Origin of the sequence: Flavobacterium sp. TAB 87, assembly GCF_001529295.1 — a bacterium.
Classification (GTDB): Bacteria; Bacteroidota; Bacteroidia; order Flavobacteriales; family Flavobacteriaceae; genus Flavobacterium.
This window is the reverse complement of the sequence record NZ_LLWK01000023.1, coordinates 1-12,832: the sequence shown is the minus strand read 5'-3', so window position 1 is coordinate 12,832 and position 12,832 is coordinate 1. Positions and strand designations below refer to the sequence as shown.

Annotated in this window: 13 protein-coding genes and 2 pseudogenes; 7 read left to right on the top strand and 8 right to left on the bottom strand. The window is 32.7% G+C overall.

Features of this window, described 5'->3' with window-relative positions; all coding sequences use genetic code 11:
* Positions 1 to 179: 179 nt before the first annotated feature.
* Together AP058_RS17045 and AP058_RS17295 are read left to right on the top strand one after the other, a co-directional pair.
* Positions 180 to 494, top strand: a complete 315-nt coding sequence (locus tag AP058_RS17045) for a DUF6766 family protein (RefSeq protein WP_369815122.1) — start codon at positions 180 to 182, stop codon at positions 492 to 494.
* A pseudogene (locus tag AP058_RS17295) lies at positions 494 to 790 on the top strand (DUF6766 family protein). Before AP058_RS17045 ends, AP058_RS17295 begins: the two are co-directional and overlap by 1 nt.
* 172 nt (positions 791 to 962) lie before the next feature.
* Here the strand turns inward: AP058_RS17295 and AP058_RS00950 are convergent.
* Together AP058_RS00950 and AP058_RS00945 are read right to left on the bottom strand one after the other, a co-directional pair.
* A complete protein-coding gene (locus AP058_RS00950) occupies positions 963 to 1,535 on the bottom strand; it encodes a ferritin-like domain-containing protein (RefSeq protein WP_066305758.1) in 573 nt (190 codons plus the stop codon).
* 11 nt (positions 1,536 to 1,546) lie between these two features.
* On the bottom strand, positions 1,547 to 3,691 hold the full coding sequence (locus tag AP058_RS00945) for a catalase (RefSeq protein WP_066305756.1): 2,145 nt from the start codon (positions 3,689 to 3,691) through the stop codon (positions 1,547 to 1,549).
* 865 nt (positions 3,692 to 4,556) lie between these two features.
* Here AP058_RS00945 and AP058_RS00940 point away from each other — a divergent pair.
* Positions 4,557 to 5,084: a GreA/GreB family elongation factor gene (locus AP058_RS00940; RefSeq protein WP_231739458.1), complete on the top strand. Its 528-nt coding sequence runs from the start codon at positions 4,557 to 4,559 to the stop codon at positions 5,082 to 5,084.
* A gap of 822 nt (positions 5,085 to 5,906) precedes the next feature.
* On the opposite strand, the gene AP058_RS17290 is transcribed toward AP058_RS00940, so the two are convergent.
* Positions 5,907 to 6,263, bottom strand: a complete 357-nt coding sequence (locus AP058_RS17290; RefSeq protein WP_369815121.1) for a hypothetical protein — start codon at positions 6,261 to 6,263, stop codon at positions 5,907 to 5,909.
* A gap of 426 nt (positions 6,264 to 6,689) precedes the next feature.
* On the opposite strand from AP058_RS17290, the gene AP058_RS17285 reads away from it, so the two are divergent.
* Positions 6,690 to 6,878 carry a transposase gene (locus AP058_RS17285; protein ID WP_082706531.1) on the top strand — a complete coding sequence of 63 codons (189 nt, stop codon included), beginning with the start codon at positions 6,690 to 6,692 and terminating at the stop codon, positions 6,876 to 6,878.
* A gap of 43 nt (positions 6,879 to 6,921) precedes the next feature.
* Positions 6,922 to 7,161 (top strand): hypothetical protein, encoded by a 240-nt coding sequence (locus tag AP058_RS00930; protein WP_082706530.1) that lies wholly within the window; start codon positions 6,922 to 6,924, stop codon positions 7,159 to 7,161.
* Positions 7,162 to 8,038: 877 nt separating this feature from the next.
* Here AP058_RS00930 and AP058_RS00925 read toward each other — a convergent pair.
* The 4 genes and pseudogenes from AP058_RS00925 to AP058_RS17280 all read right to left on the bottom strand — a co-directional run.
* The gene (locus AP058_RS00925) at positions 8,039 to 8,257 is read right to left on the bottom strand and encodes a hypothetical protein (RefSeq protein ID WP_066305752.1); all 219 of its coding nucleotides are present in this window, start codon (positions 8,255 to 8,257) and stop codon (positions 8,039 to 8,041) included.
* Between the two features lie 283 nt (positions 8,258 to 8,540).
* Complete coding sequence (locus AP058_RS16955) at positions 8,541 to 8,990, bottom strand: IS30 family transposase (RefSeq protein WP_197413362.1); 450 nt, start codon at positions 8,988 to 8,990, stop codon at positions 8,541 to 8,543.
* 9 nt (positions 8,991 to 8,999) lie between these two features.
* Positions 9,000 to 9,329 (bottom strand): hypothetical protein, encoded by a 330-nt coding sequence (locus tag AP058_RS17040; protein ID WP_231739456.1) that lies wholly within the window; start codon positions 9,327 to 9,329, stop codon positions 9,000 to 9,002.
* A gap of 87 nt (positions 9,330 to 9,416) precedes the next feature.
* Positions 9,417 to 9,542: pseudogene (locus AP058_RS17280) on the bottom strand (helix-turn-helix domain-containing protein); the annotation flags it as partial.
* A gap of 222 nt (positions 9,543 to 9,764) precedes the next feature.
* On the opposite strand from AP058_RS17280, the gene AP058_RS00915 reads away from it, so the two are divergent.
* A complete protein-coding gene (locus AP058_RS00915; protein WP_066305750.1) occupies positions 9,765 to 10,847 on the top strand; it encodes an IS110 family transposase in 1,083 nt (360 codons plus the stop codon).
* Positions 10,848 to 11,260: 413 nt separating this feature from the next.
* Here the strand turns inward: AP058_RS00915 and AP058_RS00910 are convergent, their stop codons facing one another.
* A complete protein-coding gene (locus AP058_RS00910; protein WP_066305745.1) occupies positions 11,261 to 12,181 on the bottom strand; it encodes a hypothetical protein in 921 nt (306 codons plus the stop codon).
* Positions 12,182 to 12,330: 149 nt separating this feature from the next.
* On the opposite strand from AP058_RS00910, the gene AP058_RS00905 reads away from it, so the two are divergent.
* On the top strand, positions 12,331 to 12,832 hold a 502-nt coding region (locus AP058_RS00905), incomplete at its 3' end, for a transposase (RefSeq protein WP_197413359.1).

Here is a 12,832-nt window from a genome sequence, read left to right as displayed (position 1 = left end):
CAAAAATAAATACTAAATTTATATAATTACTGTATTTTGCTATAAATAAAGTGATATAGAATTATTTAATAAGTACGTTAAAAAACCTTTTTATTTGCTATTAGTAATTTATCCAATCTTATAGTGTAATATCTGATGAAAAAAATTTCGAATGAAACAGTTTATAGAATGTATTTCTTTTGCTATTTCTAATTTCTTTTTTGGAACAGCTTTATTTTGGACTACAAGAGTACAATATGGAACTCCGTAAACCAACTGGCTCTATTCTTTCTCTGTGCCAGTATTTAAGCAGTGGTCATTTTCTTCAAGCTAATTTTGAAAACTGGGAAAGTGAATTTCGCCAAATGGCCATATTGGTATGGCTGACAATTTTCCTACAACAAAACGGTTCTTCAGAATCAAAAGGTTTTGGTGGATTTGAAGAAGTGGATCATAAACCCTCAACGCAAAATCTGATGCACCTTGACCTGTTAAAACGGCAGGTCTTTTGTTGATGCTCTATAAAAACTCTTTAACGTTGATTTTGTTGCTTTTGGTTGTACTGTCTTTTGTACTTCATTTTTACGGGAGCAGGAAAAACGAAAACACGATGAACACCCTTAATGGACTTCCGATCGTTCAATTTATAGAATATATAACCAGCTCACGATTTTGGTTTGAATCACTATAAAACTGGCCAAGTGAGTTTTTATCAGCTTTTGCTATTGTAATTTTATCGATCTTCCTGCCACAAAAAGACTCTTCACAGTCAAAATCAGTTGATGTTAGTCAAAAAGAAACTAGTGAATAAAAGCACAAATACTGAATTTACTTAGAATTTAGGAAATTACAAAGTTCTCTATTTAAACAACGCATACGTAATTTGCGTTTTTTTGTACTGTACTTTTTTTTAAATAAAAATGATCTGCACGAAGTGCAGATCATTTTCATAGTAAAAACTAAATCTTGTTATGAATTAATTTCTATATAGAGGCCATAATATTGATGGCATTGAGTGCGACATCACTTAAGATACAATCTGACTCTTTCTCTTCAGCTAACGTCTGAGAAAGTAACTTTGCAGCATCATTTTCACCCAACGTTTTAGCATATGCAACTAACGTTCTATAGGTGGCAATCTCGTAGTGTTCGATTTTTTGAGAGGCAGCAATGATGCCAGCATCGCGAACAGCTCCGGGCATAGTTTCTTCTAATATGCTGTCCCCTTCCTTTAATAAACCTGCCATCGCTTCGCATTTTTTACCTACTGCTTTTTCTCCGAGTAATTCAAAAATTTTTTCAAGTCGAGTAAGTTGATTTTTAGTAATAGCAATGTGGTCTTTTATTGCCGATGCCAGGCTTGGAGCCGTAGCATTGGTCGCCATTTTCGGTAGCGCACCAACTAAAGCTTTCTCGGCCCAGTAAATATCTTTTAAGCTGTCAATAAATAAATCCCTCAATTCTGCGGCAGCACCGTTACTAGGCGGGACTATAAACGAGCCATTTTCATTTTCATCTTGCAGTTTATTTTCCTTCGGTTGGTCTGAATTTTTCATGTTATTTCAATTTAATTATTATACAAATTTACTTCTCTTTCCCAAAAACGGTGTTTTCCCATAGCTGCAATAAATTCTTGTACAAATTCCGCAGACGCTTTTTCAGTTGTTAAAATAATTCCGCCGTCTTGATTATTCATTTTAGATGCAAAAGGAGCTGCGTTTACTACTTGGGATCCTTGGCCGTCAGCAGCAATTACTTTACAATGTCTATAGGCATCATTTAAAAACTCACTGACATCTTCATTTTCTGTTAAAGCACTCAAATTTAATCCGTCTGGAATATACACTGCGTCAAACAAAACCGATGATGTTGTTAAGAAACTAAAATCAACAGGAATAGCTTCATTTTCGTCTGTTATCAAAGTACCTAGATGGGGTGCAACAACAAATCCTTTAGCATCCTCTTTTATCAGCGCAATTTTCATATTGTTAACGCAAGCGGCAGAAACTCCTTCAGCGCATAAAATAGCCACTTTTCGAGAAGATATTGTTGACGAATTGGTTGGATTTTTTACCATAGTTAATGCGTCTGAAGATTTTACTGACTGTTCATTCGTGGTAGATTCCTGTTTACCATTTTCATTTTCAGGAGACACGCCGTGATTCAGTGGTTTTTCTAGTATGGGTGGCACTGTTGCACCGATGCCAATAGCAACTTGTTCAGCAAGTTGTCTATCTACCTGTGATAAAAGACCAAGCATTCTTACGCGTATAGCTGTAGTTTCTACTTTTCCAAGTTCAAAGCGCAATGCTTTTACAATATGACTTTTTTCTGTGTCTGTTTGGCTATTAAAAAACAATTTAGCTTGTCCGAAGTGGTCGTTAAAACTTTCGCTTCTACCTCTTATTTTATGAGCTTCGACGCGTTCGTCAAAGCTTGAAAAACCGCCTTCACTTATCATTGCTTGATAGGGGCATCCACCACCAAGAGAATTTGGATGGTAACTTACTCGACCTGTATTAATTTCTTGACGCATATGGCCGTCACGTTGGTTATTATGAACAGGGGCAATACTTCGATTAATTGGTATTTCATGGAAGTTAGGACTTCCCAGTCTTGATAATTGTGTATCCGTATATGAGAATAATCGGCCCTGTAGTAAGGGGTCGTTGGAAAAATCTATACCAGGTACGACATGTCCCGGGTGAAAAGCAATTTGCTCGGTTTCTGCAAAAAAGTTGTCAGGATTTTTGTTAAGTACCATTCTACCAACTATAGTTACAGGAATAATTTCTTCAGGAATTAGTTTAGTAGGATCAAGAAGATCAAACTCATATTTATTTTCGTCTTCTATTGGAATAATTTGAACGCCTAATTCCCACTCTGGGAAATTTCCCATTTCAATTGCTTCCCATAAATCTTGACGGTGAAAATCTGAATTCTTACCTGAGATTTTTTGTGCTTCGTCCCATGTTACTCCATGAGTACCTAATTTTGGTTTCCAATGGAATTTTGCAAATACGGATTCATTCGCTTCATTTATTAATCTAAAGGTGTGGACTCCAAAGCCTTCCATCATTCGTAAGCTACGAGGAATAGCGCGATCGGACATTATCCACATGACCATGTGCATAGACTCTGGCATTAATGAAATAAAATCCCAGAAAGTATCATGGGCTGATGATGCTTGTGGTATTTCAGTATCCGGTTCTGGCTTAACTGCATGTACAAGGTCCGGAAATTTTGTCGCATCCTGAATGAAAAATACAGGCATATTATTGCCGACCAAGTCATAAATTCCTTCTTGTGTGTAAAATTTCACTGCAAAACCTCGCACATCACGAGCAAGATCAGTAGAACCCCTAAAGCCTGCCACAGTTGATATCCTTGCGAAAATGGGCGTTCTAAGTCCTTTTTCTTGTAAAAATCCTGCTTTTGTCAGTTCGGGAATCGGATTAGTAACTTCAAAGAATCCATGCGCACCAGAACCGCGAGCATGAACCACTCTTTCTGGAATTCTTTCGTGATCAAAATGAGTTATTTTTTCTCTAAGAATAAAATCTTCCAAAAGAGACGGTCCCCGTTCTCCTGCCTTTAAAGAATTGTTATCGTCATTAATTTTGACCCCTTGGTCGGTGGTCATAAATTTATTGGTTCCGTCAGATTTGTTTTTCGACAGATCTCGTTGCTTACCATTCTGCGAATTTTCCATAAGATTAAGTGTTATTGATTACATAAAAGAAGATCAAATATATACAGAGACGATGAAAAAATTTTATATTATAATTTAATTTTTTTATAAAATTAACATCTTATAATTCTGGAATTTACGGAATTACAATAATTAGTACGGAGATTATATTTGGTAAGTTCTTTTCATATTAGGATATCTTTTAAACCAATATTTGTTTATCAAAATAATTTTTTCATAATTTATTTTTAGCGTTGTAATGAACCTAAGGTTCTAGGATAGGAATAATTTTCAGTTGAATAGGTATACTGCATAGGTCACAATTATTTAGTCTTTCATAAGAAATCTAATTTCCCATGGCTTCTATTTCACTTTGTTTATCAAAATGCTTTAGAAGTACCCTTTTATATTTTTCTTAGTGTAGCTGGTGGCTTTCAATAGTTCAGTGATATACATTTTCGTACTATATTTGCATAATTCTGAAATATTAACGTATTAGTTCCAAGTTATTTTGATTGTATAATTTTAATTCGAAAGCCTTTCCACGCATCTATTTTGGAGGTTTTATAATTGTATTTTAAGCTCTTTTAATTCAGTATATTGCTATTTGGCAAAATTATTTGAGCTACGCGTTGAGGGCATCGTACTGTTTTGACAAAGTTTTATTACTCTTATTTAATTAATTGTTATGATCGATCCTTTAAACAGTCGTAAAGAATTTTTTTTTTACTACTCGCGATGTGATAAAATCGCAATTACTATAAATATTTTTAACTTTAGCAATTGCATGATTTTTCATAAGATTGAAAAGCGCGATACTAAAAATTGTACAATTATAAAAACTTTTTTTTTAAATCGAATTCATATTCTTAACTTTAGGTATAATATGCCGGCGAGCGATAAGGGAATTACGATGAGTAGAGGATTTGTTAAAGAAAGTGATCAGGAGGAATTACCATTAGTACCGCCACGAGCTGATTTACCAATGGGCACAATCAATTATGTTACAGAGTTAGGTTATCAAGACTTACTTTTAGAACGCGATAATATGATTCACGAACGCGATAATCTTTTAATTTCAGATGAAAATGAAAATCGAATCACTGTAAATTTTCTTAATGCTAAATTAAAACTGCTACTCGATAGAATTTCGACAGCGAAAATAGTTAATCTTTCAAAACAGCCAAAAAACAAAATACGTTTTGGAGCGGAAGTTTGTTTTAAGGTTGATTCAGACCCTAAAATTCAAAACTATCAAATTGTTGGCGTCGACGAGGCAAATATTCCAAAAAAGAAAATAGCATTTAATTCGCCTATCGCGAAAATTCTTATTGATAAGAAAGTTGACGATGTTGCGGTATTGCAATTGGAAAAAGTGCGGATAGAATTTAAAATTTTGTCAATAACGTACTGAGAAATGAATTTACTATTCAAAGTTAAAATTATTTCTTAGCTATAAAATTGTGTAATATTCGTAACTCTGCGTTACATTATCCGTTATTGTTCTCGCGCCATACTTAGTTAATTAATGGCGAGGGTGAGTAATTTCTGTTAAACGAAAATACGATAAGAAACGGTAATTCACTACATTTGCAAATTATGCAAGCATTTATGTAAAAGCGTAATTGTGAGCATACTAAAAAACGAAAGGCGGGTTCAAGGACCTATCGCAACAAGTCCATCACTTAATTAGCTATTCAATGCTAAAGTATTTGGGGAATATTGGCGTTAATTTCAGAATAATTTTTCTGGCTTTTTAAGGAGCCAAAAGTTATTTTCGAATTAATTTAACGGATACAATTTTTTTTTAAATTCTTGCTCCATCATTTGGTTAGGAGTTTTGTATCCAAGCACCTTTCTGGGTCTACCATTAAGTCTGTCTTGTGGATGTTTTAGTTATTTTAGAGTTATTGTATTAAAGTTAGTCCTTTTGGGGAAAAAGCGCTTGATAAATCCATTTGTATTTTCGTTGGTTCCCTTTTTCCCAGGAAGAATAACGATAAGCAAAATATTTGTCTATACTTATTTTATTTGTGAGCCATTGATGATAACTCAATTACATTCCGTTATCGTAAGACATTGATTTTATTATATTTTCAAGTAATTTGTTTATGGTGGTAGCAAAAGCTTTGGTAACTGTTTTTGACTTTGCGTTACTTCCACTAAACTATACCTAGCTCAAAATGGCTGTGGTGCGATCGTCTTTTTCTATACTGCTTTAATTCTAATGCTCTTTTTATTCTTGGTCGATTATATCGTTGCAAAAAAAAATCGGATAAACATTCAGGATAACATTTAGAATGATTAACAATAATGATTCAATAAAAGTAAATTTAGTAATCACATAAATTGTAAAACAATTTACAACAATAAATATTATTAAATGTCCTACTTCAGATTGTTTGATTTTATATTTTAAATTAATCAAAGTTTCCAAGTTTCCATTAACGGGATTTGCCTTTTTGTTAAGTTTCTCCCAGCCGACCAAAAAAAGCAGCCTTCGATAAAAGTTTATTCCAAAATTTTCATAAATTTTTCCGCGGTTTTCCCATTTTTTTTCTAAATAATATTTTGATAAAAGTTTTGATTTCAAAGTTTATAGAAACATCGAAACGCAAAACATTAGCATAAAATTTAATATCCACGCAAATGTAAAGTCTACAATTTTAAACTTTAGTGTAATCACATATGTTAGTACGATCGTTAAAATGATGATGATAGTAAGCAATATATTTTTTTCATATGGAGGTCTTTTTAAGAGGTCAAACAACGTCAGTATGTTGAAAAACGTAGGTTTTTGTCTTAACAAATATAGTTAATGCGTTAATGAAACTAGGATTTTTCGTCTTTTTATCTGTGTAATATATCTCAGGAAACTTAGGTAATAAGCTGCGCGTATTACAAGTTAGAGGATGCTATTAGTGCAGATAATCAAGCTCGTCTATTGAAGTGTTTGGATCTTTCTTGGATTTATCGAATTTGTATTTTCAGTTCAAACCGTTAAAAAGAAAGGAACCAAATTTATAATAGCCGGTTATTTCTAAAAATCTATTTATATGGCTATGTTAATGGTTTAAGAATCAGCCGTAAATTATTGAAAGAATATTTTACAAACATAGGAATGCATTGGTTATTAGAGTGTAGTGGCCCCAATAACTATACTATTTCTGATTTTAGAAAAACAACCCTATCGTCTTCAAGAACTTAATCAAATTCTTTGTTGGTTTTGTGAAAGATTTCGATTTATTAGGTTGTTAACAATTGCTATCGATGTAGCTAAGAACCGAGCGTATTACACTGAGAAAGCCAACTTCAGCCTGAAGAAAAGAGAGAGGCACTTTTCCAATAATGTAGATAAAAACCAAGAATATTTATTTGATTTAGAACAAAACAACGCTCAAAAAAACAATACCAAAATCACTAATATTCAAGCCCAAATAGAGCGATTGAATACGAATAAAATAAGTTATGAAATCGTACAGGAAAAATAAAAAGCGAGCAGCAAACCCCAAATCAGTACTACCGATCAAGATGCACTAGCACTTTTGGAGTAAGGAGTAGTGGTCGAGGTGATTTACAACATATAAGCCGCGATGGACAATAAATACAACTAATGATGAGACAAATTCCACAAGGCAATACTAAAATATCGTCAGTGGTTTTTAATCTCACGGCTAATTTTAAATTCGAGCTTGCGCTTGCAAAATTTGTAATCCGTTCAGTATTGTCTTTTTTTCAAAAATTTTATTACCACCGGACATAAATTTTCCGTAGAAGCATTTTCAGACATGCGATATACAATTCTCCGTAAGATGAGAATCCTTCTAATATTCTAAATTTTTCTTACAAATTTCTAAGGTTTTTTATGGATCTCCGGTAACTATTGTACACGGTATTCTAAGCTAATAAATAATTCTTCTGAGTCAATTTTAATTATGCTTACATCCTAAATTTGTAAAATTAAAAACGTAATAGATTACTGTTGAAAATCTTTAAATTTATTTTTACTTTCTAATTTATTGCAAAAGATTAAAGATGGCTTTCGCTATCACTTAAAAAATAACTATGATTAAAAAAATAATAAAAGACAAATATCTCATAAATACAAAGCCCGACAAATATGATTTGAGAGCTTTAAGGGTGACGTGGTTTGGTATCGGATTTGTAACATCCTTCATTGCAATGATGGTAATATTATATTGATGTGAGAAAATTAGTTAAAAAATCAAGAGAATTAAAAGAAATCGTCTCTGATGCTACTCGAACAAAAATTATAGAGCAGTGGCGTTTCAGTAAATTAAATAGTATATCGAATATTTCAGCGAAGTTTGACCTAAAAGCAACCACTATTAACACTATCATTAATAATTACTTATCAAAGAAAATTACATCGTGAGTGATTGGATTTTTATTTTTTTTTGCATAAGAACCAAACTCGTCGCAAACATTGAAAAGCACTTTATGTGATTTTTCAAACTCTTCAAAAGTGATTACATTATTTAAGAGTTTTAAAATCACACTTTGAAAGTTTTCTTCGGCTCTTTGTATTTCGACAACTTTGGTAAACGGTTTCGTAGCTGGTATCATAAGGAGTAATCTTTTTGTAAAATTAGATTATTTTCTTTTTTACGCCTTTGGAAATCCTGTTATTAATTGTAACAATACTGATATTATGTATTGAAAAAGTGTTTAATTTTTAGTCAACCTATTTTAGGACGACGCACGCGTTTGGCGGATTCAAGTTTCTAGCGCAATTTCTTTGCGATTAAGTTTTGCCTTATTTTTCCAATTCAGAAAGCAATTTTGATTGTCTCTAGGCTTTCTAAATTCAAAAAATAAAGCTACTATATTATTTTTAATTATTGGCTATTTAGATAAAATTTTGATTCATATATAATCTACTAATTGTGTTTAAAGGATAATCATATTCTAGTGTTTTTCTTGGTCTTTCATTGAGCTGATTTTGTACTTCTTTAAGTTGCTTTTTTGTGACTAAATTGAAGTCTGTTCCTTTAGGAAAATAGTCTCTAATGAGGCCATTTGTATTTTCGTTTGTTGGTCTTTCCCAAGGACTATATGGATGCGCAAAATAGACTTTTACTTTGCTGTTTTTAGTAAAAGTTTTGTGTTGCGCCATCTCGGTTCCATTGTCATAAGTTAGCGAGAGTTTTAAGTTGGTAGGAAGCTTTCTAGATTCACTTTCAAAAGCTTTTCTAACAGCTGTGGAATCTTTCTGTTTTAGGTGAATAATTATTAAAAACCGAGTGGTTCTTTCTACTAGAGTTCCAATGGCACTTTCTCTGTTTTTCCCTAGTACCAGGTCGCCTTCCTAGTGCCCTGGTATTTCTCGATTAAGTACTTCAGCAGGTCTTTCATCTATACGAATGGGATCTTTAATAGTGGTTCTTTTATCAGCTCCTCTTCTGGTATTTCCACGGTACTTTCTTTTTTGTTTAAGTTGTGAAATGAGTATTTTTTCCACCTCTTTTTTGGGTTGAATATAGATGTGATAATAAATACTTTCGTGTGAAATTTGCATTGTTGAATCGAATGGATAAAATTGTTTTAAAGCATCAGAAATTTGCTTTGGAGACCAATGTAATTCTAAGCGTGAATATACAAAATTTTTAAGTTTGGGATTGGCATTAATTTTGGACATTCCTAATGGTCTATCTAGTAGATTATGAACATAATTTACTTCCGCTTTTAGGTTGTTATAAGGCTCATTTTTAACTCTTTTTCGTTCTCTAGAAATAGTACTTGGATGAACTGATAGAGTAGTGGTAATTTGTTTATTATTCTTGCCTAAAGCGATTAGTTTTTCAATCTCAATTCTATGATCTCGATTGAGTCTTTTGTAAGCTGTTTTGATACTACAATTTTATACATTTTTTGGTTATAAAATTGCGTTAGATTCCACTCTGCGCTAACATTAGGCATAACGTTCTCGCGCCTTGCGCCGTTTGCGACTTACGAAGACGAGTATTTTCGGCTAAACGAAAATACGATTAAAAAACGGTAATTCCACTAAATTCGCAAATGGCGCAAGCATCTATGTAAAAGAATAACTTTGAGAATACTAAAAACGAAGATTATGCAATTACATGACGCTCAAGCTACACCAAAGTTATTCATTGGATTGGACATTCACAAAAATAGTTGGACAGTTTCTATTCAAACCGATTTGTTTTTTCACAAAACCTTTTCGATTCCTTCTGTTTGTGAGGACTTGTATCGATATGTTGAGAATACTTTTCCAAATTATGAAGTTGATTTGGTTTATGAAGCAGGCTGTTGTGGATTTTCTGCAGCGCGTTATTTTCTTAATTTAGGTTGGAATGTTTTGGTAGTTAATCCAGCCGATCTTAAAACAAGTGATAAGCAACGGTATCAAAAAACAGATTCATTAGACGCTAAAGACTTATCGAATCAATTGAAATTAGGTATCTTAAAGGGAATCTATATTCCCAGCGAAGCTCATGAACAGTTTACCACTTTAGCGCGTCATCGTACTCAAGTAACAAAGCGACTACGTCAAAGTAAATCTCATATAAAAAGTATGCTTTTGCTCCACGGAATTAAAATCCCTTCGGAGTTTGATAATTCGAATTGGACTAAGGATTTTATAGTTTGGTTGGAAGGGGTAGAGTTTAGTACTTCTTGTGGTAAAATGGCTTTACAGGGGAAAATTAGAATGTACCAATTTATTAAATCCGAGTATCTCGAAACTGCCAATCAAATGCGGAAGTATTGTCGAGAGTATAATAAGAAAGATTATAATCTTTTAAAGAGTATTCCAGGAATTGGCGGTTTTTTAGCGAGTGTTATTTTGGCAGAATGTGGAGATTTGCGTAGATTTAAAAAGGAATCTCAATTTAGTTCCTTTATCGGATTAGTTCCTGGAATTTACAACAGCGGCGATAGTGAGAAATGTTTAGGAATTACCCCAAGAAGTCGATCTCAGCTCAGAAGTTATTTAGTAGAAGCAGCTTGGATTGCTATTCGAAAAGATGCCGAAATGCAAGCATATTATCGAAAACATCAAGGTAAAAACGTAAAAAATATTATTATAAAAGTGGCTCATAAAATGGCCAGAAGAATTCTTTCTGTCGTCAAAACAGAAACCCCTTATCAAATAAATAAAAATTTAATTTTAGAAACTATATCACCTTCTTAATAAGCTCAAAAATATACAAGAAAAATAGACTACAAAACACACGTGGTGGCTCGTTAATAAAGAGACCACACGCGCCAAGCAGGTAGCTATTTTATTATTCTTACAATCATACCGATGCTGGTGGCTATTTACTTAGACCACATATAGGAGCAGGAGCCTTAAGAATTTAAAAAGAAAGTAGATGAAATAAAAGAGAGAAATAATTCGTGGCATCATTGATAAAGTGAGCCTAACTTTTATGTCCCAGCCTTCGGCGGACAAAAGTTAGTTGCCCACCTTACCAACAAGCCATATTACGACGTATTTTAATCAATAAAAAACAACATATAACCCTCATCTCAAAGTTGTTAATAACTTAATCGTGCTTTACATAGGAGACGTGTGTTACCAGACGTAGCTTTTTTAGTTAATCTTTAGTTTTCGCCAGCTGATAACATTTTTATTCCTTCAAATTCAGATAAAAGCTTTTGATTATTTACTAAATTAGATTCTAGTACAATCTGTTTTGGCATTACTTTCATTCCTATTAAATCATCTGTTCTCGTTTTAATCATATGAATATATTCTGTAGCTTCTTCTTTAGTAATAACACCGTCTTCTAATTTTTTCATTATTTCGGCTCTTATTGATAAACTTTCCAAAAGTGTATTTGATTTTTGTGCTTGTTTATAGAACCTATAATTTGCCATAAAATCCCAGACTTCTTTGAAAATTAAAAATAAAGATTTTGCAGTTTCAACTCCTGTTTTAACACCAATATTAGTGTCACTTCCACTATCTAATAAGACAATTTCAGATTTCTCTTCCTCATCTGATATTTTATTTATTATTTCAATAAGTTCATTTAAAGCACTTAAAATCTTAATGTATTTTTCAGTTTCAAGTCCTTCTCCTTCTATAACAATTTGAAATATTATAATTCCATCATCAATATCTTTATTTAAGTCTTCACTTAAGTTTTTTGTGTCCAAAAGATTTTTAGAAAGTTGTAAAGTTTGAACTAATGTGTTGTGAAAATTAAATAATGAAACTGCATATGGATAAGGAATAATATTAATAGCAGATGTTTTTTTTAGAGTTACTGCTAGAGCAGAAAGAATTGACTCAGAGTATATTTTCTCGGCTTCTAATGTTGTCAATATTTTCTCATAGCGAGAATCATACCTAATACTATCATAACCACTTTTTGACTGAAATAATATAGGTACAATGTTATTATAACTATATTCAGCGTTAGGACTTGTAAATCCTGCTTTATATTGTTGAACAATTTCTACTGATTTAAGCTTAGACGTTAAATCTTCTAAATTTTTAATGAAATCAATTTTTTGCATATTTTAATTTTTAGTCGGCTTATTTCAGTATTTCCCCTCATTTTTTGGGCTATGTCTGGTAACGTCAGTCTGTGAAAAAACCTCTGTTTTTACTCAAACAAATATAGCAAAACAGTTGAAATAAAGTACTAAATTTCGTATTTTTAAGGATGCAACACATCAGAGGAATTTCGCGCAACCAAATGACCATTTCTTCATTAGAATCTAGCATTTCTACTGATAATCCCATCCGATTCATCGATGCTTTTGTAGAGCATATTGATTTAAAGGCATTAGGTTTTGAAGTACAAATACTAAAAAGCGAAGGTCGGCCTAGTTTTGAAACCAATATTTTTCTCAAGCTTTATTTGTACGGCTATCTCAACGGCCTTCGTAGTTCTCGAAAACTCGAAAAAGAATGCCTGAGAAACATTGAAATGCAGTGGTTATTAGAAGATATTCGTCCCAATTATCACAGTATATCCGACTTTAGAAAATGCAATCCAGCAGGATTAAAAAAACTCTTCAAACTTTTTGTTTCCTTTTTGAAAGATGCCGATTTAATTGCTGGAGAAACCATCGCCATTGACGGCACAAAGTCCCGAGCACATAACAGCAAGAAAGCCAACTTCAGCCAAAAGAAAATAGAGAGACACTTGGCATATATTGAAG